Genomic DNA, 22,613 nt, shown 5'->3' on the forward strand with positions numbered 1-22,613 from the left:
TTCTGGTATGGCGCAGTATTTCGAAGTCCATCCGGACAACCCCCAAGCGCGGCTCTTGAAACAGGCAGCCACGCTGCTGGAAAAGGGCGGCATCCTGGCCGTGCCCACGGATTCCAGCTACGCCCTGGTCTGCCACCTGGACGACAAGGCGGCCGTCGACAATCTGCGCCGCATCCGCGGTGTAGACGACAAACACCACCTGACGCTGCTGTGCCGCGACCTGAGCGAGCTGGCCAGCTACGCCCGTGTGGACAATGCCCAGTACCGCCTGCTGAAGTCCGCCACACCCGGCCCCTATACCTTCATCCTGGAAGCCAGCAAGGAAGTGCCACGGCGCGTGAGCCACCCCTCGCGCAAGACCATAGGCCTGCGCGTACCCGAGCACACGGTGCTACAAGAGCTGCTAGCCCTCCACGGATCTGCATTGTTAGCTACCACTTTGATAGCACCCGGAGAGACCGACCCGATGAACGACGCCGGTGACATCCGCGAGCGCTTTGAAAAAGTCATCGCCGGCGTCATAGATGCCGGTGCCTGCGCCCTGGAGCCCACCACCGTCATTGATTTGACGGCGGCAGAACCCCAACTGATTCGCCAGGGCCGTGGTGATCTGGCCCGACTGGGCCTGTAAGAACAACAAACTGGAATATTCGTCCTGTGGATATTGGAAACCTCATTCAAACGGTAGCTCTCTACGCCATACCGGTACTTTTCGCCATCACTTTGCACGAGGCCGCACACGGCTACGCCGCGCGATATTTCGGTGATGACACAGCCTGGAAAATGGGGCGTATATCCCTGAACCCCATGCGCCACATCGATCCCATGGGTACGGTGCTGATGCCATTGCTGCTGTATTTCGCAACTTCAGGAGCGTTTCTGTTCGGCTATGCCAAGCCCGTTCCAGTGCGCTTCGGCAATTTGCGCAATCCCAAACGCGACATGATCTGGGTCGCACTGGCTGGCCCCGGGGCCAACTTCCTGATGGCCCTGCTCTGGGGCATTGGACTCTACATGCTGCAGGGTGCTGGTGTCAGCGAACTGTTCTTCCTCAAGATGTGCCAAGGCGGTGTGCTGGTGAACATCGTCATGTTCGCGTTTAACCTGTTCCCACTGCCACCACTGGACGGCGGCCGCATTCTGGTCGGACTGCTCCCATACCGGCAAGCTGAACTGGTGTCGCGCATCGAGCCTTGGGGGTTCTTCATTGTCATGGGGTTGGTCATCATGAATGTGCTCAGCACCTTGTGGATGCAACCAGTCATGGGATTAACCTACTGGCTGCTCAATGTCCTGCTCTACCCATTTGCAGCACTGGTGTCATAAGGCACCCCATATTCACCCTTTTTGATACAGACGCTCCATGGCTACCACCCGTTTCCTTACCGGCATCACCACCTCCGGCACGCCCCATCTGGGCAATTACGTGGGCTCCATCCGTCCTTCGGTGCGGGCCAGCCTCGCAGCTAATGTGGAGAGCTACTACTTCCTGGCCGACTACCACGCGCTGATCAAGATCGATGAGCCGGCCCGCATCCAGCGCTCCACGCTGGAGATCGCCGCCAGTTGGCTGGCCTGCGGCCTGAACCCCGAGCGCGTAACCTTTTACCGCCAGTCCGACATCCCCGAGATCCCGGAGCTGACCTGGTTTTTGACCTGCGTCACCGGCAAGGGCGTACTCAACCGCGCACACGCCTACAAGGCAGCCGTGGACAAGAACACCGCCGCCGGCCAGGACCCGGATGCGGATGTGACCGCCGGCTTGTTCATGTACCCGGTGCTGATGGGCGCCGATATCTTGATGTTCAACGCCCACAAGGTGCCGGTGGGGCGCGACCAGATCCAGCACATCGAGATGGCGCGTGATATGGCCAACAGCTTCAACCACCGCTATGGCGAGCACTTTGTGCCGCCCCAGGCCGAGATTGAAGAGTCGGTGGCAACTTTGCCCGGCCTGGATGGCCGCAAGATGAGCAAGAGCTATGACAACACCATTCCGCTGTTTGCCACACGCGAGCAACTCAAGAAACTGATTGCCGGCATCGTCACCGATTCGCGTATGCCCGGTGAGCCCAAGGACACCGAGGGCTCGGCCCTGTTCCAGATCTACCAGGCCTTTGCCAGCGAAGAAGAGACCCAGGCCCTGCGCAAGGCCTATGCCGACGGCATTGCCTGGGGCGATGCCAAGCAACTGCTGCTGGAACGCATAGACCGCGAAATCGCACCCATGCGCGCAACCTACGAAGACCTGATGCGCAACCCGGCCAAGATCGAAACCATCCTGCTAGCAGGCGCCGAGAAGGCCCGCAAGCAGGCCACGTCCTTCATGGCCGCGCTGCGCCATGCCGTAGGCCTGCGCAAGCTGGGCGACCAGGCGCAAGCTACTACGCAAAAGGCGGCCAAGGCAGCGTTGCCCAGCTTCAAGCAATACCGCGAGGCCGACGGCCAGTTCCGCTTCAAGTTTGTCGATGCCCAGGGCCGTTTGTTGCTACAAAGCCTGGGCTTTGCATCACCCAAGGACGCGGGCCAGGCCATTGCCAGCCTGCAGCGCGACGGTGCTGCAGCCTTGGCAGCACTGGCCAGCCAGTTGGAGCCGCTGGCCGTGGATGCCTCTGCGGTAGGCGCTGCGCTGGATGCGCTGGCCGCCGCCGCAGCGGGAACTTAAACCTGCTGGGCTGATTCAGAGGAGCGCGCTCTGCAAAGCAGGCTCGCTTCTGGCCTTTCACCTCAACGCATTTTTTGACATGACACCACGTTCCCTGTTGATCCCCGCTCTTCTATCCTTCGCCGCCTATGGTGCGCAGGCCTTTGCCGCCACCGAGACCATCGAGACCCTGACCTCTGGCGTCACCATCAACCACACCATCGTCGGCACCGGCGACAGGCCCCATGCAACGGACCGCGTCAAGGTGCACTACCGTGGGACTTTGCTGGATGGAACGGAGTTTGACAGCTCCTACGCACGCAACCAGCCAGCCGTTTTTCCGCTGAACATGGTCGTGCCCTGCTGGACGCAGGCCCTGCAGAAAATGCACGTGGGTGGCAAGGCCAAGCTGACATGCCCCAGCGCCACTGCCTATGGTGAGCGCGGAGCGGGCCGCATGGTGCCACCCAATGCGACACTGAACTTCGACGTCGAATTGCTCGCCATCGAAAAGTAACAGCGCGCCCAGGGACAGGCCCGGCGGCGAAACCTGTCCTATGCGCGGCTCAGTTTTTCAACGACGCTTGGCCGCCCATGGCCGCCGCCCATGAGAACACGCTATTGGCGCACACGTTGAAAGCCTTGCCTTGCTGGCTTTGCGTGCGTATGCCGGCGCAATCCTTGCCGTATTGCGTGATCACATAGTGCGTGCAGGTAACCTGCTTGCCGGGGCCTAGTGTGGCTGCGGCGCGCAGAGCGCGCACCGTGCCCTGGGCCTCGAGCTTGGCCAGGCGGTTACGGGTGGAAATTTCGGGTGCACTGACGTAGTGCGCAACGTCCTTGATCGGAATGGGCTCCGTCAGCGTTGCCAGGTGACGCAAAATCTCCAGGGATTCGGGCCACTGCTCGACAGGGATGTTTCGGTTGGAGTGTTTGGTCATACAGCCGCCTTTAGTTTGAGTCAACAAATAAAGGGCGACGCAACATCGAAAATAGCCACTTTCGATGGCAACCCCGCTGGCGTATGACCGTGGTCATGTAGCCCGGAAGCTTTGCGTCCTTGACTTTCATCAAGTTTGCCCTTGCCAGATTTGCTCTTTCGAGCCGCCTCGCTGGCTGCGAGAAGCAACACTCCATCTCTGAAGGCATTGCTGCTAACTTGAATATTAGCTGCGGCAAAGCATATTTGCAAGCAGATGTTACAAATGCCCTGTAAACGACCTGGAAATGCCCCCAGACGCCCCGCCCGGCCCCCTGGCGCCAGGATGTGCCCGCTAAACTGGCACCCCGGCTTGGCCACCCGCCGGGCCTGCCACCCCGTCTTATTGCTCCCTTGATCTCTGCGATGAAGAACACATTACTTTTGTCTGTGGCCACGCTGTTGGCCATGTCGTCGGTACAGGCGCAGGACTTTTCCCGCAATGCCATGCCAAACACGAAGGAGACGGCCGCCTATGTGCTGGGCTCGGTGCAGGAGCGTTGGCGGGGCGGCCAAATCGACTGGTACTACAACCCCGCGAACCAGCCCGCCAACCTGGCCACAGCCGACATCATCAATGCCATCAAGACAGCGGCCTCCCGCTGGAGCGGCATGTGCAACCTGAGCTTCAACTACATAGGGCTCACCACGGTCCCGCCCAATGTACGCAGCACCTTCTCCACCGTGGACCAGATGAACGTATTCGGCTGGGGCCAGCTCACCAATGAGTTGGCCCAATATGGCGCCTACACGCAGTGGTGGTATGACGGTAGCCACTTCATGATCGATGCCGATGTGGTGATCAACACAGCGTACCGCTGGACGGTGCAGGACGTGGAAACCGTCATGACCCATGAACTGGGCCACGCCATGGGCCTGAACCACTCCAACCTGCAGGCCTCGGTGATGTTTGCCAGCCCCTACAACAGCTACGAGTACCAACGCACACTGCGGGGTGATGACGCCAACGCCTGCGCCGCGCTGTACACGGCATCCAGCAATGCGGAGTCCAACCGCGCCCTCAACTGGGCCGAACAGACCTTTACGCAATTGCTGGCGCCCCACCCCGCACCGTCGGGCACGTTTGACGGCTACTACTACCGCTATTACTCGGCCACCGACACCTATGTGGGCACCAAAAATGGCCGCGCCTACCTGATGGGTGCCGACAAGGTAATACGCGACCAGGGTCTGGTGGGTGACTTTACGAACCAGGTCCGCGCCGCGGGGTTTTGAGCTTTTCAACAATTCATTTTTTGTAAAGGGTGAGTGGGAATGCAGGGAGTGATAAAGAAGAAATGGCACCGCTGGCTGGGATTCACCGCGCTGGTAGGTGCATTGGGGCTGCCAATGGCCGCCTGGGCAGACGGTTTGGTGGATGTGGTCAAGGCCGCGGCGTCCACCAAGGACGCTTCGGAAAAGGCCTTTTACCAGGACCTGGCTGACATGCACACCAAGCTGGCCACGGCCAGCGGACTGAAGTTGCGCCTCTTGGTGTCAGACGATGACGACGTCAACGCCTACGCCACCGAGCAAAAAGGCGAGCGCTGGGTGGTGCTGAACTGGGGCCTGATCGAGGCCCTGCAGCAAGACCGCGACGCCATCGCTGCCGTGCTGGCGCACGAATACGCCCACCACGGCAAGGAGCACATCAGCAAGAGCAAATCCACCGATGGCGTGCTGGGTGTGCTGGGCGCGATTGCCGGTGCGGCCATCAATTACAAACTGGGCACTTCGCAACTGGGCCACACCGTGGGGCGCACCGGGGCCAAGCTGCTATCCAGCTCCTTCTCACGCGACCAGGAGCGCGAGGCCGACTCCCAGGGTCTGCAATGGGTCATCGCCGCCGGCTACAACCCCCAGGGCGCCGTGCGCCTGCAGAAGAAGCTGCTGGAACTGGCCGGCAACGACGACAACTTCTCGCTGTTCCGCACCCACCCGCCGTCCAAGGACCGCGCCGCCGAGCTGGAGGCCCTGATCGCCAAGAGCGACCAAGCCAAGCCCTTGTTGGGCCAGCCTCTGGTCGCACTGAATATGCCGCAGGACAGCGATGACGACGAGGAAGAAGGCAATAGCAAAGCCGAAGCGTCGGGCAACGCCGGCAAGATGGCCCTGGCGCCTCCCAGCGCCGCGTCATTGGCCCCCATTCAGGGTTTCAGCCTGGAGCGCTACGCCAGCTACGTGAACGAGTTGGCCGCAGCGCCCGAGAGCCAGCACGCCAAGGTCTATGCCAAGTACAAGCTGACCGAAGCCACGGCCGGCAAACTCAGTGAAGCCTGGGTGCAGCGCATGCAGGCAGATAGCGCCCTGGCCGTGGAATATGGCGTCGTCTACCTGGAGACCGCCACAGGCCCGTTTGCCCGCCACGCCAAGGCTGCTGCCGAGGCCCAGCGCACGGGCAAGGCCATTGCGGGGGAGGCGCCCATTCCGCAAGCGGATTGGATCGCACTGACCAAGAGCCAAAGCGCCGCCTACACCAACAACAAGGACTACAAAGTGGCGAATGAAGAGTTCGCCAAGGCGACCCGCGCCAAGGGCTACAGCCCCTACGACTTCCACATTGCCAGCAGTTGGTGGTTTGCGTTGGCCCGCCAAAAGGCCAGTGCCGGCGATACCAGCTTGTTGCAGCAGCTCAGCGGCGGCAACGGCTAGGGCCGCAGCCGCAGTAATAGCGGCCCAGAAACCAAAAAGCCCATGCAGAGACTGCACGGGCTTTTTTTATGGCGGAGCGGGTGGGATTCGAACCCACGGTACCTTGCGGTACGCTTGATTTCGAGTCAAGTACATTCGACCACTCTGCCACCGCTCCTAAATCGCTGCATCGTTGGACGAAGGCAGCATTCTATCAGGCTCTGAGGGTCTCCATCCCGCCCAGGTACGGGCGCAGGGCTTGCGGCACGGTCACCGAACCATCGGCGTTCTGATAGTTCTCCAAAACAGCCACCAGCGTGCGGCCAACGGCCAGGCCGGAGCCGTTCAGCGTGTGGACCAGTTCGTTCTTGCCCTGGGCGTTCTTGTAGCGGGCCTGCAGGCGGCGCGACTGGAAGGCTTCGCAATTGGAGACCGAGCTGATTTCACGGTAGGTGTTCTGCGCAGGCAGCCACACTTCCAGGTCAAAGGTCTTGCTGGCACCAAAGCCCATGTCGCCGGTGCACAGGCTCATCACACGGTACGGCAAGCCCAGCTTCTGCAACACGGCTTCAGCGTGCGTGACCATGGCGTCTAGCGCCTCGTAGCTCTTCTCGGGGTGCACGATCTGCACCATTTCCACCTTGTCGAACTGGTGCTGGCGGATCAGGCCGCGGGTGTCACGTCCGGCGCTGCCAGCCTCCGATCGGAAGCAAGGGGTGTGGGCAGTCAGCTTGATCGGCAAATCAGCTTCTGGCATGACCACATCGCGCACGAAATTGGTCAGCGACACCTCACTGGTGGGGATCAGGTACAGCGCCGTGTGGTCGGGCTGCTCTTCGCCCTCCTGGCCGCCCTTTTTGGCGGCGAACAGATCGCCCTCGAATTTGGGCAACTGGCCGGTGCCGCGCAGGGTGTCACCGTTGACGATGTAGGGGGTGTAGCACTCGGTGTAGCCGTGCTCCTGGGTTTGCACGTCCAGCATGAACTGGGCCAGCGCGCGGTGCAGGCGGGCGATCGGTCCCTTCATGACCGTGAAGCGCGAGCCCGTCAGCTTGACGCCCATCTCGAAGTCCAGGCCCATCGGCGTGCCGATGTCCACATGGTCCTTGATCTCGAAGGCCATGGCGGCCGGCGTGCCCCAGCGGCGCACTTCCACATTGCCGTGTTCGTCGGCACCCACGGGCACGCTCTCGTGCGGCAGGTTGGGCACGGCCAGCAACAGGGTCTGCATGTCAGCCTGGATGATGTCCAGGCGCGCGGCGGAGGTTTCCAGCTCGGTCTTCAAGCCGGCCACTTCGGCCATCACCGCATCCACCTCGGCCGGTGTGCCCTTGGCCTTCAGCATGCCGATCTGCTTGGACAGCGTGTTGCGCTTGCTTTGCAGTTCTTCGGTGCGCATCTGGATGGTCTTGCGTTCGGCCTCCAGCGCCTTGAAGGCGTCTACGTCGAGGAAGGCCTGGGGGTTCTTGCGTGTTTGCAGGCGTGCGACGACTGCATCCAGGTCTTTGCGCAGCAGGGTGATGTCTAACATGGTTCTACCAACTCTCTTTAAATCAAATGGGGCTCTAGCCCTCTAGTTTATTGCTTATGCAGCTACCAAATAAATAGCGCCTTCAGGCATCGATCCGCAGCCCCTTGGGCAGCGGGAACTTGACGGTTTCTTCAATACCGTCCATCTTGCGCACAGCCACGGCGCCCAAGGCGCGGATGCGGTCAATGACCTCGCGCACCAGGATCTCCGGTGCCGACGCACCGGCAGTCAGGCCCACGCGGCTCTTGCCGATGAACCAGTCCGTCTGCAGTTCCGCGGCACTGTCCACCATATAGCTTTCGACGCCCAGCTTGCGCGCCAGTTCGGCCAGGCGGTTGCTGTTGGAGCTGGTGGGGCTGCCCACGACGATGACGATATCCACCTGCGGGCTCATGACCTTGATGGCGTCCTGGCGGTTTTGGGTGGCGTAGCAGATGTCCTGCTGCTTGGGCTTGCGCACCTGGGGAAAGCGCGCCACCACGGCGGCCGAAATCTCGGCAGCATCGTCCACGCTCAACGTGGTCTGCGTCACCACGGCCAGGCGTTCGGTCTGGCTGGGCTGGATGCGGCCCACATCTTCCACATCCTCCACCAGGTGGATGCCGCTGTCGAGCTGGCCCATGGTGCCCTCCACCTCGGGGTGGCCCTTGTGACCGATCATGATGAACTCATAGCCCTCTTTGTGCAGCTTGGCCACTTCCACATGCACCTTGGTGACCAGCGGGCAGGTCGCATCAAAGATCTGGAAGCCACGGCGCTCAGCTTCTTTCTGAATGGCCTGGCTCACGCCGTGGGCCGAGAACACCAGCGTGGCGCCGGGCGGCACCTCGTCCAGCTCCTCGATGAAGATGGCGCCGCGCGCCTTCAGGTCGTTGACGACATAGGTGTTGTGCACGATCTCGTGGCGCACGTAGATGGGTCGGCCGAACTTGGCCAGCGCCTTTTCGACGATCTCGATGGCGCGGTCTACTCCGGCGCAAAAGCCGCGTGGCTCGGCCAGCAGGATTTCCTGGGGTTGCTGCGCCGACAGGCCGCCCTTAGGCGCAGCGACAAGCGTGGGGGCGTGAGTCGTGTTGTTCATAGAACCCCAATCACTTGCACTTCAAACGTCACCGGCTGGCCAGCCAGCGGGTGGTTGAAGTCGAACTGCACGCCCTTGCCCTCCAGCACCTGCAGCACCACACCGGCGAACTGGCCCTGGCCATCCGGCGTGGGGAATTGCACCACATCACCCGGGGCGTATTGCTCGTTGGGGTCACCCAGGGAATTGAGCTCCTTGCGCGCCAGCCACTGCTGCATGTCGGGGTTGCGCTCGCCAAAGGCGGCCCCCGCGGGCAGCTCGAAGGTGCGGCGTGTGCCCTCCTCCAGGCCGATCAGACAGGCCTCCACCGCGGGGGACAGTTCACCGGTGCCCAACGTCAATGTGGCGGGTTTGCCGTCAAAGGTGTTGATCACGTCCCCGGCCGGGCCGCTCAAGCGGTAATGCAGGGTGAGGAAGGAGCTTGGGCTTACACAGGACGTTGTCGTAGCGGTCATAAGGGTCTCAAAAAACGCTGCCAGGCCACAGCGGGGCGGAAATTTCCGTAGCGAGGCAAGCATTAAACTGGCCTCTATTGTAGAAACCCGGCCGAAACCCCTGGCCGCGCCCTCCCATACCATGCCCCTGAAAGACCTGCCCCCCGACGCCCGACCGCGCGAAAAGCTGCTGGCGCGCGGCCCCGGTGCGCTCAGCGACGCCGAATTGCTGGCCCTGCTGCTGCGCACGGGCATCCAGGGCAAGGGCGTGCTCCAGATGGCCAACGAACTGCTGCACATCAAAAAAGATAGCGGATCAGGCAATGGCGACGAGGGCTTCGACGGTATTTCGGGTTTACTGCATGCCACAGCAGACGATTTGAAGCGGGTCAAGGGCCTGGGACCGGCCAAACGCGCCGAGCTGGTGGCCGTGCTGGAGCTGGCGCGCCGAGCCATGGCCCAGCAGCTGCGCGAGCGCGAAGTCTTCGCCAGCCCCGACACCATCAAGCACTATTTGAAGCTGCATCTGGCAGCCAAGGGCCACGAAGTCTTTGCCGTGCTGTTCCTGGATGCCCAGAACCGCCTGCTGGCCATGGAAGAGCTGTTTCGCGGCACCCTCACACAAACATCGGTCTACCCGCGCGAGGTGGCCGTGCGCGCCCTGCACCACCAGGCCAGCGCCGTGGTGCTGGCGCACAACCACCCCAGCGGCACGGTGCAGCCCTCCCGCGCCGACGAGGCGCTGACGCAGACGCTCAAATCCGCGCTGGCGCTGTTGGATGTGCGGGTGCTGGACCACATCATCGTTGGACCCGGCCAAGCCCTGTCCATGGCTGAAAAAGGCCTGCTGTGACTTCCGCTGCAAAGCCATCTGTTGCCAGCAAGACCAAGCCGTTCAAGGTGGGTTCGCTGGCCGACCTGAAACAGGTGAAAAAAGAGATTGCCGCCCAAGCCGAGCGCGAGGCCCAGGCCGCCGCGCAGCGCGCGCTGGAGGCCAAACGAGCCCGCGAGCAGCGCAGCCTGTTCCAGGCGGCCGTGGGCAAGGTCCAGCGCCTGCCCGAACCACGAGTCGCCCTGCTCAAACCCGCGCCACCGCCGCCCACGCCCATGCAACACCTGCTGGACGAGGCGGCCGCATTCACCGAATCCATCAGCGACGTGGTCGACATCAGCAGCCTGCTGGACACCGACGAACGGCTGAGCTTCCGCCGCCCCGGCGTCGGCCCGGACGTGACCCAGAAACTGCGCCGCGGCAAGTGGAGCATCCAGCGCCAGATCGACCTGCACGGCCTGCGCACCGACGACGCACGCGAGGCCCTGGGCGCCTTCATCCGCGAGGCGCACAAGCAGGGCATACGCTGCGTGCGTGTGGTCACCGGCAAGGGCCTGGGCTCGCCGGGCAAGGCGCCAGTGTTGAAGGACAAAACCTACCGCTGGCTGGTTCAGCGCGCCGAAGTGGTGGCCTTTGTACAGGCACCGCCGGCACAGGGTGGTGCCGGGGCATTGGTCGTACTGTTGCAGCCTGTGCGCTAAGCCTTTTCAGTGCACCAGACGCACAGCAGCCATCGCCAGCCACCCCAATACAAAATTGGTGATAACCAGGCGGTTGATTTGCGCGGCAGCCTGGGCTGCAACCGGCCACTGTTCGGCGGCGAGTGCGCGCTTGAATTTACCAAACCCTGCAAAGTAGATGTGGCCAAAGAGCAGGATCATGACGACACCCATGCCCAGCATCAGGCTCCACCCCACGGGCACGCCAGCCGCACCGGCCGTTGACGGTGACGCAGCCCTGTATGCACCCATGTACATATGGCCGCCGCTCAGCAACAGGACAGCAATGGCAACCCACACCACGCTGAAAAAGCGGCGCCACACTGCAGCCATCAACCGTGCTCGCACTTGCGGCTCCAACACCTCCAGCGCCGCAGGGCGCAGAGCCACCAGCATGAAAGTCATGCCGCCCATCCACACAATGGCGGCGATCAGGTGAAGGAGTTTGATGCTGTTGTACATGGAAGAGTACTTTCTGCACAAGCGGTGCGGTAAAACCGCGATTGTGCAGTCGGTTGAGCCCGATTCAGCCCCGATCGCTGATTCAGCACCCTAAGCGGGTCAATAGAAGTAGCGCAGCAACAACTGCAATACACGCTCCTGCTGCAAAGCTCCGAACTCGGTAGCCAAGCCACCCCGGTTGTGCTGCCACTGCAGCGCCCAATCGGCACGGCCCCAGTGGTAGCGCGCTTCCAGCCACGCCAACTGGCTGCGGTCGTCGACGTTGTGGCGCAGCATGGCATTGATGTCGAACTGGCTGATGGCAAACGCATCCTGCCAACTGGCGTAGACAAATACCGATTGCTGTGTGGGCAGATCGAACGCCCTCTGCGCCCAGGCACGGTATTGCGCATAGGCCAGCGGCGCGCGCTGGCCCAAGGCCTCCCACGCATCGGGAGCCAAGGCAGCGCCGTTGAAGTCGTACTCCACCGTGAAGGACAGCTTGTTGGTCGTGGTGTAGGTCAGGCCGGTCGCCAGCCGGGAGCGAAAGGCCGTGTCGTCCCCCGTGCCCAGCGCCTGGGCCTGCTGCGAGGCGCTGCGCCCGCCCGACCACTCCAGGTAGGCCACCGTGGCCTGACCCAGCAGGCCGGTCAGGTTCAGGCCGATCTGCGGTGGCTGCTGGTCTTCGCCGTATAGCAACCATTGGGGGTTGAGGCCTTCGGAGAGCTGGTGGCTCAAAGCCACCAGCCAGCGGTCTTGCCGGTTGGTGGCGCCCAGGTCCATGCTGAAGGATGCGTCCGTGGGCTGGTCCGCCAGTTTGGGCGAGGCCATGGCCGTCAGCGATCCGCCGTCCCACAGGGCCTGGCCGCGCAGCATCACGCTGCCTTGGCGGTTCTTCTTCAGGCTGGTGGGGTCGATCGCGGTGATGGAGCGGTTGGCGCCGGCACGGAAGTAGTCGGTCGGGTTGTAGCCTGAGGCCACGCCGTAGCGTGCATTGATGCGCCCGGCATCCAGCACGCGCTCAGGGCTGGCCTGCCAGCTCAGATAGGCCTCTTTCAGCGTATTGGTCGTGGAGCTGGCATCGTCCCAACTGCGGGCCCAGCGCCGATCCCATTGGTCCGAGAACACGGCGCGCCAGTGGTCCGACAGTTTAGTGTCCACCTGCAAGTCCAACGACAGGCGTTGCGTGGGCACCGTACCCAGGCCGTAGCGCTGGCGCGTCTCACCTAGGGCGAACTCGGTGGCCCATTGCCAGTCACGGGCAGTCTCCTTGGCTGCGGGGGCCTGGTCCGCCAGCAGCAGTGCGGCGGAGTCGTCGGCATCCGTTTTGGGCTGCGCCCATGTTGGAGCCGCCGCCAGACCCAGCAGCACGGCACACAGGCCAACAGCGCCGGCGTGCGTCATCATTCGGGTTTGAAGCGCGGCAGGTAGTCGCGCTGCAGCCAGGCATCGGGCACCTCGCGCCAGGCCCAGTCGGTGTAGCGCATCACGGTGACCCAGCTGGGGTCCAGGCCGTCGATGATGACGGTCTCGGTGGGCCTGTCCGCACCCAATTGCTTCTCCACCTTGCGGTAGTAGGCTGTCTTCAGCAGGCGGTCGCTCTCGGAGTAGTACTTGCCCTTGACCGGCTGGTTGGTGGTGGTGTCGATCCACAGCTCGATGCGGTGGTAGGTCACATCCGGCGAGCTGGCAGCCAGGGCCAGCTTGTAGCAGTGCCGTTGCTTGCGGTCGCCGTCTTGTATGTCTTCTTCGGCCGCCAGCTTGGCCTGGTAGTCCAGCGACAAGTTGACGGTGACCACGTCGCCATTCGCAGCCTGCCCCAGCAGGCGCTGCTGCGGCGACATGCGGATGCTGGCCTTGCTGGAGGGATCGTAAAACCACAGGTCGTTGCCACTCTTGAGCATCAGCTTGTTGGCGTCGCGCGCCGGCGCCACAAAGCGCACCAGGTTGCGGAACTGGCCGCCACTGGCCTCGGCCTTGGCGTAGATGGCCAGACTCATATTGGCGCTCTCCTTGCCGTTGCGGTACTCCACCAACTGTGTCGTCAGGCCAAAGGGTTTGGCAGGGTTGCGCACGGCGTCGCTGGCGGCCAGTATGTCCTGCGCACTGGGTGGAGCTGCGAATGCAGCCAGGGGTGCCAGCGCAACCAGCAACAGGCCACAGGCCCCGCTCTTGAGATCGTTCCAATGTTGTTTCATGTTCACTGCCTCAGACATGCCGCAAGGCATCCACGACCGCCAATTTGGACGCACGGTTGGCGGGCCACCAGGCCGACACCATGGCCACCACCACCAAACCGATGGCGCTGCCCACCATGAGCGGCGGGTTGCCCCAGATCCGCACCTTGACCGGGTAAGCGTACACATAGCCGGGTGGCGTCCACGTGAAGCCGCTGTGGTTGATCAGGCTGGCCAACCCCAGGGCCACACACAGACCCAGCACCGCACCCATGCAGCCCAGCAGAACACCCTCCACCAGGAACAGGCGGCGGATACCGCCCTGGCGCAGGCCTATGGCCCGCAGTGTGCCGATCTCCACCGTGCGCTCCACCACGGCCATGCTCATGGTGTTGCCCACGGTGAACAGCACGATGACACCGATCAAGGTGGCGATGAAGCCGAACACCGAGTCGAAGAACTGAATGGTCTGGCCGTAGATGGGCGTCAGGGTCTCAAAGTCCTGCACCTCCAATTGGGCGTCTTTCCACTGGTTGGCCAACAGTTCCTTGAGCCGCGCCTTGGCGGCCGGTATCTGGTCGGTGTGCTGCAGTTGCAGCTGGATGGCGGTGACCTGCGGCGCCACGCCGCCAAAGATCAGCTTCTGGGCCTGGGCCAGGTGCATCTCCATGAACACGTCATCCAGTTCCTTGAGGCCGTAGTTCTCGGCCTTCACCACGCTCAGCCCCGCCACATTGGGTACGCCATGGTCGTTGGCGGCGAGGATTTCGATCTGCGTGGCGCTGGTGGCGGTGGGAGCCGGTGTCTCCAGCGCAGACAGGGCGGCAATGTCCGCGGGTGCGCTCTTGGCATCTGCCATGCTTTCGGTCTTGGCCGGCGGCGTGCGGCAGTTGGAGACCTTGAGCGGGCCGCACAGTTGCAGCAGGCGGGCTACACCGGTGCCGATGACCACGGACTCGGGCGCCGTGCCGGTCAGCGCCAAGGGGCGTGAATAGCTCAGGCTGCCATAGTCGTTCCATTCGCGCATGCGGTTCTGCTCATCCACCACCACGCCCTGGGCCAGCACGGTTTTGGACACACCCGCAGCAAAGTTGCCGGCAATGCCGCCCAGGTTCAGCTTGGGCGTGACCACGGTCAGCATGGGTTGCAGCACCGGGTCGGCCTTCACCTGGTCCATGATGCGCTGGTAGTTGGCAATGCCATAGGCGGCGGGGTTGCCGCTGCCATACAAAAAGTAGTCCTGGCGCTGTATCTGCAAATGCCCGACCACCTGCACATAGCCGGTCTGCATGGCCAGGATGGAGCTGCTGCTGTAGCCGCCAAACACCAGCGTGGCGGTCAGGCCTATGACCATGGCCAAGAGCGTGGTCAGTGAACGGCGGCGGTTGCGCAGCAGGTTGCGCAGGGCAAGCATCAACGTCCTCATGCCGCCACCCCCGCTTGCACCATGCCACGCTCCACGCCGGTGATGCGGCCGTCGCGCAGGTAGACGGCGTCATCGGCCTCGGCATGCACCATGGGATCGTGCGACGAGAACACAAAGGCCACGTTCTGCTCACGCTGCATCTTGCGCATCAGCGCAATGATGGCGGCGCCGGTCTGGCTGTCCAGGTTGGCCGTGGGCTCGTCGGCCAGCACCAGCTTGGGGGACGTTGCCAGGGCGCGCGCCACGGCCACGCGCTGGCGCTGGCCGCCCGACAGCTGGCCCGGCCGGTTGCGGGCCTTGTCGGCCAGGCCCACTGCGTCCAGCAAGGCCAGCACGCGCTGGCGCCGCGGCGCGTCGGCCATGCCGGTCAAGAGCAGCGGGTACTCCACGTTCTCGTAGGCGGTGAGCACCGGCAGCAGGTTGAAATTCTGGAAGATGAACCCGAGGTGGCGGGCCCGGAAGTCGGACAGTGCGTCATCCGACATCTGCTGCGCGGGCTGGCCGGCCACGATCAGCTCGCCCTGGTCGGGCCGGTCTATGCAACCGATCAGGTTCAGCAGCGTGGTCTTGCCGCTACCCGAGGGGCCGGAGATCACGGTGAAACAGTTGTCGCGGATTTCAAGGTTGATGTCACTGAGGGCCGGAACCCCGACGGAATCAAGCTGGTAGATTTTGTGGACGTTTTTGAGAATCACTGGGTGCATGGTGGCTGCAGTGTCGCAGCCCCATCAAAATGGGTATTGAACGATTACGACATTGCATGGACTCTGACCAGACCCAGCGAACTGGCGCGTTAAACTTTGGCCATGTTCGCTTCACCGTTGACCGCGGAGCCTCCACACACACCCGCTGCGCCACCGCCGCAGCAACAGATTGCGCCATCCACCCATGCCGCACTGCTGCCCCCCCGGCTGGCGCTGGCGTCGTGCGTGCGGGCCTACCTGACGCGCAATACGCTGGGTACACAGCTCTCGCACGCCCAGCGGCACAACCATTTTCCGGCTTCGCCCTATTGCAGCATCATGTGGCTGCTGGAGGGTGAGTCCACCTGCATTCTGCGCGGCGGTACACCCGCCCACCAGGTGCTGCCCACGTTGTCCTTCATCGGCCCGCACACCGGGCCTAGCATCAGTGTCAACCCGGGGCCTGTGCATGTCTTCATGGCCATACTGCTGCCACAGGCCATGCAGGCATTGGCGGGCGTGGATCTCGCATCCCTGGTCAACCGCGTGGTACCGCTGGAGAGCGTGCTGGATGCATCCTGGCTGGCCATGGCGCAAGCCGTGCAGCAGGCCGCGGATGACCGCACCCGCGCCCAGTTGGTCGACGCCTTTCTGGAGCCCCGCTGGCAAGCGGTATGCCAGGACGCCATGCCCCGGGCCGAGCGCCACCGCTACTGGGTCGAGGGCCTGGCCCTGCGGGCAGCCACATCGGGCATGGGCCGCAGCCTGCGGCAGATGGAGCGCCGCATCAAGGACTGGGCGGGCCTGCCGCTGCGCGACCTGCGGCGCCTGGCGCGTTCGGAGGAGTCCTTCGTCGAAACCCGCGACACGTTTCTGTCCGACCCCGACAGCCGCGCACCCAACTGGGCCGACATCGCCGCCTGCGGCGGCTATTCGGACCAATCCCACCTGTGCCGCGAAACCCGGCGCGTCACCGGTGTCAGCCCCAACGAACTCAAGCGCGCGGTGGTGGAGGACGAGAGTTTCTGGGCCTACCGGGTCTGGGGATAGTGCACAACTACGCGCTATCCATTTGGTAGCAATATCACTATATTCCACGAGGGCTACTGACCACTTTTAACAAACACTTCCTCGAAAAAACCTAAAATGGGGTTTTTAAGGGCATGCCAGGGTGCACTACCAGATGGTGCGGGGTGGCGCACCGCCGTACAGGGCACTGAATTCAAAGGCATTGCCCTCGAACGTGAAGCCCGGCACATCGATGCTGCACCACACCGCGCCGCTGTAGGTGCCAGCGGTCACCGCTACCACCTGCATGCTGATGGTCTCGACTGGCGATGCACCCGCCGGCGTCTGCAGCGCGACCGGCAAGCCGTAGGTCTGGCCGTTGAAGCTGCTGGATGCGGCGACGATCTGCACACTGGTCGCAGCATAGGCGCCACTGGCGCTGTAGGTCAGCACAAACACAAAGCTGTAGCCATCGCTGGCAGGCCAGGTGAGCGTAACCGTCTGCTCACCAACAACCGCAGGTTGCGGCTGCCCGCCCGCCGGTGCCCAAGGACCCAGCGTGATGCTGACGCTGGCCGGGTTGGCCACCGAGGTGGCGGCGTTCAGGTCTGAGCTGAAACCGCCCTGGTCGTCAAAGGGCAGCGCATAAGCCCGCCCATCGATGGTGACATCGGGCTGGTGCAGAAACTGCGCAAACGCGCTCCAGGTCCCGCCAGCGGGGTAGAACTGCGCGAAGGTCAACAGGTCTGAAATGGTCGGCAGGATATCCAGCGGGGAACTGACCGTGAAGCTCGATACCGGTGCACCCGCCGGGATGGCCGCGGCCATCGGTATATTGGAAATCTGGAACGAGGCCATGTCGAGTGTCCCCTCCAGCCCGACCGTGGTCGTCCCTGCATCCAGCGTGACGGTGCCCGTGGTGGCCGGGCTACCGGGCGTGATGCTGCCCTTCAGGAACTGCCAGGTCGTCGCATAGCCGCGCGCCAGCGCTGTGGCGATGGCGTTTTCGATGGCGCCCAGCACCGCCGCGCTGTTGTTGGCCGCATAGGGGGGTTGCTGGATGTTGTCCGCAAACACGCCGCTGGCACCGAACACCATCAACGACGGCGGCGCGTAGTACATCAGGCTGGGGGCCGGAGGCAGCTGCGGCGCCCACCAGGCGGGCGGCGCTGGCACGACGCTGCCAAAGGGCGTGGTCTTGCCCGCGGGCGCGTTGGTGCGGAAGAACGGGTAGTAGAGGTTGTAGACCTCGCTGTTGCCTCCGGTGAACTGCAGCACGGTGTAGGTATTGCTATTGCCATCGATATCGGTGATGCCGCTGATCTGCACCACATTGCCGGTGTAGGTATGGTCGCCATTGTTGTTCTGCTCCACCAGCAAGGTGTTGGGATTCTTCAGAACCCAGGCAAAGAAGCTGTCGATTGCCGCGTCGAAGTATGTGGCCAGCGCCGTGGTGGGCGGCGTCACAAAGAACAACTGCACAGTCTGGCTACTGGCGACAAAGGGATTGGCCGATGCCGTGCTGGCCATCACCACGCTGTTCCCGCTGGGATAACCCGGCAGGCTGCTGACCACGGTGCCTGCGGGAATCAGCGGGCCGCAGACCGGCATGCCCACATACAAGCCGCCGTTGGTGGGCACCGTGGTGCCCGGGCCTGTGATCGTGAACGTGGCCTGCCAGGCACCCGGGCTGCCCGCGGTGGTGATGCTGCCCTGCAAGCCCGCAGCCAGCAATTGGCTGCCGATCACATCGCTGGGGTTCAGCAAGCGATAGGCGGTGGACGCGCTGCTGCCCGGTGGGTACACGCAATCGGCAAACGGCGCCAGCGCACCCACGGCCATGGCCTGGTAATTGCTGATCAAAGACTGGCGGTCCAGTGTGGCGACGATGCCGGAGCCGGCGCCGAAGTTGGGGTCTTGCGGAGTGACCTGCAGTGTGATCGGTATGCCCAGTTGGTCCACCTGGGTGGTGTCGACATTGAGGTTGTTGGGTGCACTACCGGCCGGCGCGCCGGGCGTGGTGCAGGTCAGCGCGAACTCCACGAAGTCGTAGAAGAACTCGGCGGTGCCCGCCGTGGGGCCGCTGACGGCACCAGCCGACAGACCCACGGCATTGGCATTGCTGCTGATATACAGGCGCGCAGAGGGCACCTGCACGCTGGCGTCGAACTGCAGGCTGCCTCCGGCCGCCACGAGGTCGGCCAGGGTGAAGGTCGGCGCCAGTGTGCCCGCAGGAAGCGCCGTGGCAATGCCCGTCCCGGTGTCGATGCTCCACGCGGTGTTGAGGGCTTCCTGTGTGACAAACAGGTACAGCGCGTCATCGGCCAGGCTGGCCGCGCCGCCGTTCTGCTGCGTGTTGTTGGTAATGGTGAAGGAGAAGTAGCTAGTCATGCGGTCCTCGGCAGTTCTCTACATAAAAGTGGACTAGCGCAGTGCGGCCAGCTGCGCAGGGTCTCCGGCAAACCAATCCAGGTCGACCTTGCCGTTCACACCGGCGACCTCCCCCTCATCGCTGTGCTGCCAGAAGGTCCAGTTGGACCACGGTTGGGGCACTTCGGGCTGGGCTGCATACCGGGCCAGCCACAGTGGGCGATTGGCCATGGCTTGCCATTGCGGCCCCTCCGGCAACGACAGCCAGGTTGCGGGGTTGGTGTAGAGGATGGTTGTGCGCCCGAACAGCGCATCGGCCGCGTTCAGAAAAGTGGTGGCCCATTGCAAGACGACCTCAGGGGTTTGACCATCCAGCGTTTCCAGGTCCAGGGCCGGCGGCAGGTCGATGGATCCCTGCGGGCCCGCGCCAGTAACCGTGTCATAGAAGAACTGGGCTTGCGTACTGGCATCGGTATTTGGGTGCGCATAGTGGTAGGCACCCCGGTACAACCTTGCGGCGAGGCTGCCAGTCCAGTTGGTTGGGAACTTGCCGTCCGCGACGGTGCGGCCTTCGGTCGCCTTGATGAAGCAAAAGGCCACGCCACTGCTCGCAACGGTCCCCCAATCAATCGCCCCCTGATAGTGGCTAACGTCTATACCCGGAGTGTTGGTAGTGGTCGCCACGGCGTCACACCACGCGGTTGAGCATCGTGACCTGGGTCTGCAGCAGGCCATTGAGGCGTATCGTCGTGGTCAGCGGCTGGCCCTCATCCCACATCACGCCGCAGTTGTACTTCAGCGGTCGGGGAGCGGCCACGCTGCCATTGACCTTCTGCTGGTAGGTGGTGACACCGCCACCCACACCCTGAATACCTATGCCCCAATGGCACCAACCATACCAACTTGGCGACTTCATGACCATGGTGTAGGTGGCAGCGCCATCATCCGGCAAGACCGTGTGGCCGTTGAGTTCGGCGGTGAGCTTCATCAAGGCGACACGGCAGGCGTCTTGCGCTCCGACCACGCCCCGCAATGCGTTATCGATGTTGTTCGTCAACACCGTGTGGTACGGAATCGTTTGCGGAAAGATGGCGTCGGTGGTGGCGAAGAAATCCGCGTTCAGCCCCGTGGGCACCTGTTGGGCATTGAGTACGAAGGCGCCCGCATTGGAGGTGTAGATGGTTGTGGCCGCATAGGGATCATTGGCGTTCACATACTCACCATTCAGTGCCCAGCCCCAGCACGCCGCGGTAACGAATGGGGCCTGGTCGGAAGTAGGCACAGTGGCACCGTTGCGAGGATGGTCTCCAACGGCAGGGGCCAGCAGATTGCGTTGGGCATCAGTCAAGTAGTAAGGCATACGATCCTCCTGCAAAGAAAAAGCAAAATGGGTGCGGCTTGCGCTACGCACCCATTCTCAAGTTCACCGCCGGGGCTGGCGATTACAGCCCATTACACAGTCCGCGGCCTTCACGCATGGAGCAGCTTTTCAAAGGCAATCACCAGCACGTCGCGGTAGGCCGGAGTTGAGGGATCACGCGGCACCACGGGCGTGACAGCGTGCAGGGTGTGCGCATCGTTCAGTACCAGCATGTGCATGGGCTCCGTCAGGGTCACCTGCCCCAACGGGTTGGCTTGGGCATCCGTCATGGAGCTCTCCCCGCCACACACGTTGTGTCGCTTGACCATCATGGACACCACATAGTCCACACCATCGCGGTGCAATCCCTCGGGCGTAGGCTGGCCTGCAGCATCCGTTGAAGCCAGTATGCGGTAGGGGTGCAGCTTGATGTTCCATGCGCAAACACCGCCCTCCAGATCATTGACGATGCGGGTCAACACATCGATCACGCCGTGCAACACCGGGTGCCGTGCGAATCCTGGCTCCAGCGGGTCGAATGTGCGTGCAATGCCTCCGTTGAGCCGGTTGATATGGCTGGCCTGCTCGTAGGCGGTATGCGGCAACTGGCGCAATGTGCCGTCGGAATCGGTTTCAAACTGGCCGTAGCGGCGCAAGCGGTAGGTACCACCATCGCCCATGAAGCGATCCAGCGTCAAGCGGTTCCAATACTCCGCGAAGTTCAGCCACTGTTCGTGCACCACACCCGCCCACTCGGCCAAAGCATCACCCTTCACAATGGCGCAGTGGGTAGCGCGCAAATCGTCGGCTGCCGCAAGCCAGGGCTTGGCTTGTACCACCAATAGTTCAGAATCTTCGACGGTATTCATACGGCCACCATGTGCTGTTGATGTTGGGGTTCGCGCAGCACCATGCGGCTGCGTTCCTGGGCCACCGCCTTCTCCCAGGCGTCGCGGTCCGTCAGGTACAGCGGCGCCTTGGCGCGGATGGAGCAGACGTCGGCCACGCCGGGGCGCAGCTTGTAGCGCACAACGCCGCTGACGTGCTGGGCCGTGGCCGCGATGAACTGCTCGGCCGACTCGCGCATGCGACCGAACCAGCGGCCCTCTATCGCCTCGCGCACCCACAACTGCTCCTGGTGGGACTTTTCGCGCAATACCTCGTAATCCAGGCTCGCTGTCTCCAGATGCCGGTAGGCATCCATCAGCAGGGTCGCCGCTGGCGCCTCCCGCACTTCCAACACTTTTTCCCCCTGGTCCAGATGCTCCAGGCCACAATAGCGCCCAATGCCAAAGGCACCGGCCTGCCGGTTCAGCAGCGCGATGAGCTGCATGGCCCCCAAGGAAACGCCATTGAGTGCAATGGGGACGCCGGACTCGAAAGTGATCGTCACATCATCGCCCAGTACTGCGTCGCTGGGTGCAGTCCACTCGAACAGCGAATCGGGCACCCAAAAAGCCTCCGGGTTGTCCAGAGAGCCCGATTCAAACTCACGGACCCACAGGTTGGCGTCACCGCTGATGCCGCGCGCCTGGAAGCGCTGCAAGCCCACCGCGCGCAACGACTCGATCTTCTCCTCGCGGCTCATGGCGGAGAACTCATAGGGCGTGCCATACCAGCCCGCGAATCCCAATTGGGCAATGGCACCGTTGAGGCGTCGCAGGCTGTTCTGCGATTGGTTGGCCGTGTGGATCAGCGCATCACATCCCAGGCGCTGGGCCACGCGCACCGCCGTCTGCGCCAGCACGGGGCGCGACAGCGATGAGCTGATGGGGTAGATACCCAGGTACTTGGCTTGGGCCCGCACGGCGGGCAGCACGGCCTCCTGGACAAAGTCTTCGCGCGCATCAACGATTTCCAGGCCCGCTCCGAACTTGTCCGCAATCGCACGCAGGTCCGCCTGGTGGGCACCTTCTCCCACATCGACCGCCAAGGCCGTGACGCGGCAGTGGCGGTCTGCCAGTTCCTTGAGCACATAGCTGCTGTCCAAGCCTCCGCTGAACAGCGTCAACACATGCTTGGCATGCCGCGCTATGACATCCAGATCGGCAAAACTTCTGATCCGTTTCGATTCCATTTCTTTCTCCAGTTCTAGGTGACGACAGACGGCTGAATCGTCACCCGTAGACCGGAAAAAAGTAAGCCTGTCCAGTGGAACAGGTCATATGCAAGAGGGGAAAGAGAATGGTCTTGACTTCAGAGGAAGTTTGATGCTGGGGCCACCCATTCAGGTAGCTTGGGGGGTCTATTCCCTGCCCAAAAATCTTCTCACCATTTCTGGCGCAAAATTGGCCGTA

24 protein-coding genes, 1 tRNA gene and 1 riboswitch are annotated in these 22,613 nt (G+C 62.9%); of the genes, 10 read left to right on the plus strand and 15 right to left on the minus strand.

Annotated elements, in window-relative coordinates; translation table 11 throughout:
* Positions 1–7: 7 nt before the first annotated feature.
* From AC07OO_RS03375 to AC07OO_RS03390, 4 genes are all read left to right on the plus strand, one after another.
* Positions 8–631: an L-threonylcarbamoyladenylate synthase gene (locus tag AC07OO_RS03375; protein ID WP_495080641.1), complete on the plus strand. Its 624-nt coding sequence runs from the start codon at positions 8–10 to the stop codon at positions 629–631.
* Positions 632–657: 26 nt separating this feature from the next.
* Positions 658–1,326, plus strand: a complete 669-nt coding sequence (locus tag AC07OO_RS03380) for a site-2 protease family protein (protein ID WP_495080642.1) — start codon at positions 658–660, stop codon at positions 1,324–1,326.
* Positions 1,327–1,363: 37 nt separating this feature from the next.
* The gene (locus tag AC07OO_RS03385) at positions 1,364–2,665 is read left to right on the plus strand and encodes a tryptophan--tRNA ligase (protein ID WP_495080643.1); all 1,302 of its coding nucleotides are present in this window, start codon (positions 1,364–1,366) and stop codon (positions 2,663–2,665) included.
* A gap of 79 nt (positions 2,666–2,744) precedes the next feature.
* Entirely contained in the window at positions 2,745–3,161 is a 417-nt protein-coding gene (locus AC07OO_RS03390; RefSeq protein WP_495080644.1) for an FKBP-type peptidyl-prolyl cis-trans isomerase, read from the plus strand.
* A 49-nt stretch (positions 3,162–3,210) separates the two neighbouring features.
* Here the strand turns inward: AC07OO_RS03390 and AC07OO_RS03395 are convergent, their stop codons facing one another.
* Positions 3,211–3,585, minus strand: coding sequence for a hypothetical protein (locus AC07OO_RS03395; protein ID WP_495080645.1), 375 nt, complete (start codon positions 3,583–3,585; stop codon positions 3,211–3,213).
* A 63-nt stretch (positions 3,586–3,648) separates the two neighbouring features.
* Positions 3,649–3,735: riboswitch (cyclic di-GMP riboswitch) on the minus strand.
* Between AC07OO_RS03395 and AC07OO_RS03400 the strand changes: the two genes are divergently transcribed.
* The 3 genes from AC07OO_RS03400 (at position 3,705) to AC07OO_RS03410 (ending at position 6,275) form a co-directional block, all read left to right on the plus strand.
* On the plus strand, positions 3,705–3,860 hold the full coding sequence (locus tag AC07OO_RS03400) for a hypothetical protein (protein WP_495080646.1): 156 nt from the start codon (positions 3,705–3,707) through the stop codon (positions 3,858–3,860). Its footprint overlaps the riboswitch before it by 31 nt.
* Before the next feature lie 129 nt (positions 3,861–3,989).
* A complete protein-coding gene (locus AC07OO_RS03405; protein ID WP_495080647.1) occupies positions 3,990–4,859 on the plus strand; it encodes a matrixin family metalloprotease in 870 nt (289 codons plus the stop codon).
* Between the two features lie 39 nt (positions 4,860–4,898).
* Positions 4,899–6,275, plus strand: a complete 1,377-nt coding sequence (locus AC07OO_RS03410; protein ID WP_495080648.1) for a M48 family metalloprotease — start codon at positions 4,899–4,901, stop codon at positions 6,273–6,275.
* A gap of 69 nt (positions 6,276–6,344) precedes the next feature.
* Here AC07OO_RS03410 and AC07OO_RS03415 read toward each other — a convergent pair.
* From AC07OO_RS03415 to AC07OO_RS03430, 4 genes are all read right to left on the minus strand, one after another.
* Positions 6,345–6,432, minus strand: a tRNA-Ser gene (locus AC07OO_RS03415).
* 36 nt (positions 6,433–6,468) lie between these two features.
* Positions 6,469–7,785: a serine--tRNA ligase gene (gene serS, locus AC07OO_RS03420; protein WP_495080649.1), complete on the minus strand. Its 1,317-nt coding sequence runs from the start codon at positions 7,783–7,785 to the stop codon at positions 6,469–6,471.
* A gap of 82 nt (positions 7,786–7,867) precedes the next feature.
* On the minus strand, positions 7,868–8,866 hold the full coding sequence (ispH, locus tag AC07OO_RS03425) for a 4-hydroxy-3-methylbut-2-enyl diphosphate reductase (RefSeq protein ID WP_495080650.1): 999 nt from the start codon (positions 8,864–8,866) through the stop codon (positions 7,868–7,870).
* Positions 8,863–9,321 carry an FKBP-type peptidyl-prolyl cis-trans isomerase gene (locus tag AC07OO_RS03430; RefSeq protein WP_495080651.1) on the minus strand — a complete coding sequence of 153 codons (459 nt, stop codon included), beginning with the start codon at positions 9,319–9,321 and terminating at the stop codon, positions 8,863–8,865. The genes ispH and AC07OO_RS03430 overlap by 4 nt, the downstream gene beginning before the upstream one ends.
* Positions 9,322–9,442: 121 nt before the next feature.
* Between AC07OO_RS03430 and radC the strand changes: the two genes are divergently transcribed.
* Both radC and AC07OO_RS03440 read left to right on the plus strand, forming a co-directional pair.
* Positions 9,443–10,153: a RadC family protein gene (radC, locus tag AC07OO_RS03435; protein ID WP_495080652.1), complete on the plus strand. Its 711-nt coding sequence runs from the start codon at positions 9,443–9,445 to the stop codon at positions 10,151–10,153.
* Positions 10,150–10,833, plus strand: a complete 684-nt coding sequence (locus AC07OO_RS03440; RefSeq protein WP_495080653.1) for a Smr/MutS family protein — start codon at positions 10,150–10,152, stop codon at positions 10,831–10,833. The genes radC and AC07OO_RS03440 overlap by 4 nt, the downstream gene beginning before the upstream one ends.
* 6 nt (positions 10,834–10,839) lie before the next feature.
* On the opposite strand, the gene AC07OO_RS03445 is transcribed toward AC07OO_RS03440, so the two are convergent.
* The 5 genes from AC07OO_RS03445 to AC07OO_RS03465 form a co-directional block, all read right to left on the minus strand.
* Entirely contained in the window at positions 10,840–11,313 is a 474-nt protein-coding gene (locus AC07OO_RS03445; RefSeq protein ID WP_495080654.1) for a CopD family protein, read from the minus strand.
* Positions 11,314–11,412: 99 nt separating this feature from the next.
* The gene (locus AC07OO_RS03450; protein WP_495080655.1) at positions 11,413–12,699 is read right to left on the minus strand and encodes a hypothetical protein; all 1,287 of its coding nucleotides are present in this window, start codon (positions 12,697–12,699) and stop codon (positions 11,413–11,415) included.
* On the minus strand, positions 12,696–13,490 hold the full coding sequence (locus tag AC07OO_RS03455; protein WP_495080656.1) for an outer membrane lipoprotein-sorting protein: 795 nt from the start codon (positions 13,488–13,490) through the stop codon (positions 12,696–12,698). The genes AC07OO_RS03450 and AC07OO_RS03455 overlap by 4 nt, the downstream gene beginning before the upstream one ends.
* Before the next feature lie 10 nt (positions 13,491–13,500).
* The gene (locus AC07OO_RS03460; RefSeq protein ID WP_495080657.1) at positions 13,501–14,895 is read right to left on the minus strand and encodes an ABC transporter permease; all 1,395 of its coding nucleotides are present in this window, start codon (positions 14,893–14,895) and stop codon (positions 13,501–13,503) included.
* On the minus strand, positions 14,892–15,599 hold the full coding sequence (locus AC07OO_RS03465) for an ABC transporter ATP-binding protein (RefSeq protein ID WP_495080658.1): 708 nt from the start codon (positions 15,597–15,599) through the stop codon (positions 14,892–14,894). Before AC07OO_RS03465 ends, AC07OO_RS03460 begins: the two co-directional genes overlap by 4 nt.
* A 102-nt stretch (positions 15,600–15,701) precedes the next feature.
* Between AC07OO_RS03465 and AC07OO_RS03470 the strand changes: the two genes are divergently transcribed.
* Positions 15,702–16,628, plus strand: coding sequence for a helix-turn-helix domain-containing protein (locus AC07OO_RS03470; protein WP_495080659.1), 927 nt, complete (start codon positions 15,702–15,704; stop codon positions 16,626–16,628).
* A 126-nt stretch (positions 16,629–16,754) separates the two neighbouring features.
* On the opposite strand, the gene AC07OO_RS03475 is transcribed toward AC07OO_RS03470, so the two are convergent.
* From AC07OO_RS03475 to AC07OO_RS03495, 5 genes are all read right to left on the minus strand, one after another.
* Positions 16,755–18,977: a glycoside hydrolase 64/thaumatin family protein gene (locus AC07OO_RS03475; protein ID WP_495080660.1), complete on the minus strand. Its 2,223-nt coding sequence runs from the start codon at positions 18,975–18,977 to the stop codon at positions 16,755–16,757.
* 33 nt (positions 18,978–19,010) lie between these two features.
* Positions 19,011–19,640 (minus strand): glycoside hydrolase family 25 protein, encoded by a 630-nt coding sequence (locus AC07OO_RS03480; RefSeq protein WP_495080661.1) that lies wholly within the window; start codon positions 19,638–19,640, stop codon positions 19,011–19,013.
* Positions 19,641–19,644: 4 nt separating this feature from the next.
* Positions 19,645–20,316: a hypothetical protein gene (locus AC07OO_RS03485; RefSeq protein WP_495080662.1), complete on the minus strand. Its 672-nt coding sequence runs from the start codon at positions 20,314–20,316 to the stop codon at positions 19,645–19,647.
* 110 nt (positions 20,317–20,426) lie between these two features.
* Positions 20,427–21,185, minus strand: a complete 759-nt coding sequence (locus tag AC07OO_RS03490; protein ID WP_495080663.1) for a 2OG-Fe dioxygenase family protein — start codon at positions 21,183–21,185, stop codon at positions 20,427–20,429.
* Positions 21,182–22,393, minus strand: a complete 1,212-nt coding sequence (locus AC07OO_RS03495; protein ID WP_495080664.1) for an argininosuccinate synthase-related protein — start codon at positions 22,391–22,393, stop codon at positions 21,182–21,184. Before AC07OO_RS03495 ends, AC07OO_RS03490 begins: the two co-directional genes overlap by 4 nt.
* Positions 22,394–22,613: the final 220 nt, after the last annotated feature.

The organism is Rhodoferax sp. GW821-FHT07G04 (assembly GCF_059418585.1).

Coding starts and splice junctions, on each gene's coding strand:
- AC07OO_RS03375 (WP_495080641.1), top strand. CDS start 8: ATGGCGCAGTATTTCGAAGTCCATCCGGACAACCCCCAAGCGCGGCTC.
- AC07OO_RS03385 (WP_495080643.1), top strand. CDS start 1,364: ATGGCTACCACCCGTTTCCTTACCGGCATCACCACCTCCGGCACGCCC.
- AC07OO_RS03390 (WP_495080644.1), top strand. CDS start 2,745: ATGACACCACGTTCCCTGTTGATCCCCGCTCTTCTATCCTTCGCCGCC.
- AC07OO_RS03395 (WP_495080645.1), bottom strand. CDS start 3,585: ATGACCAAACACTCCAACCGAAACATCCCTGTCGAGCAGTGGCCCGAA.
- AC07OO_RS03405 (WP_495080647.1), top strand. CDS start 3,990: ATGAAGAACACATTACTTTTGTCTGTGGCCACGCTGTTGGCCATGTCG.
- AC07OO_RS03410 (WP_495080648.1), top strand. CDS start 4,899: ATGCAGGGAGTGATAAAGAAGAAATGGCACCGCTGGCTGGGATTCACC.
- serS (WP_495080649.1), bottom strand. CDS start 7,785: ATGTTAGACATCACCCTGCTGCGCAAAGACCTGGATGCAGTCGTCGCA.
- ispH (WP_495080650.1), bottom strand. CDS start 8,866: ATGAACAACACGACTCACGCCCCCACGCTTGTCGCTGCGCCTAAGGGC.
- AC07OO_RS03430 (WP_495080651.1), bottom strand. CDS start 9,321: ATGACCGCTACGACAACGTCCTGTGTAAGCCCAAGCTCCTTCCTCACC.
- radC (WP_495080652.1), top strand. CDS start 9,443: ATGCCCCTGAAAGACCTGCCCCCCGACGCCCGACCGCGCGAAAAGCTG.
- AC07OO_RS03445 (WP_495080654.1), bottom strand. CDS start 11,313: ATGTACAACAGCATCAAACTCCTTCACCTGATCGCCGCCATTGTGTGG.
- AC07OO_RS03450 (WP_495080655.1), bottom strand. CDS start 12,699: ATGATGACGCACGCCGGCGCTGTTGGCCTGTGTGCCGTGCTGCTGGGT.
- AC07OO_RS03455 (WP_495080656.1), bottom strand. CDS start 13,490: ATGAAACAACATTGGAACGATCTCAAGAGCGGGGCCTGTGGCCTGTTG.
- AC07OO_RS03460 (WP_495080657.1), bottom strand. CDS start 14,895: ATGAGGACGTTGATGCTTGCCCTGCGCAACCTGCTGCGCAACCGCCGC.
- AC07OO_RS03465 (WP_495080658.1), bottom strand. CDS start 15,599: ATGCACCCAGTGATTCTCAAAAACGTCCACAAAATCTACCAGCTTGAT.
- AC07OO_RS03470 (WP_495080659.1), top strand. CDS start 15,702: ATGTTCGCTTCACCGTTGACCGCGGAGCCTCCACACACACCCGCTGCG.
- AC07OO_RS03475 (WP_495080660.1), bottom strand. CDS start 18,977: ATGACTAGCTACTTCTCCTTCACCATTACCAACAACACGCAGCAGAAC.
- AC07OO_RS03485 (WP_495080662.1), bottom strand. CDS start 20,316: ATGCCTTACTACTTGACTGATGCCCAACGCAATCTGCTGGCCCCTGCC.
- AC07OO_RS03490 (WP_495080663.1), bottom strand. CDS start 21,185: ATGAATACCGTCGAAGATTCTGAACTATTGGTGGTACAAGCCAAGCCC.
- AC07OO_RS03495 (WP_495080664.1), bottom strand. CDS start 22,393: ATGGAATCGAAACGGATCAGAAGTTTTGCCGATCTGGATGTCATAGCG.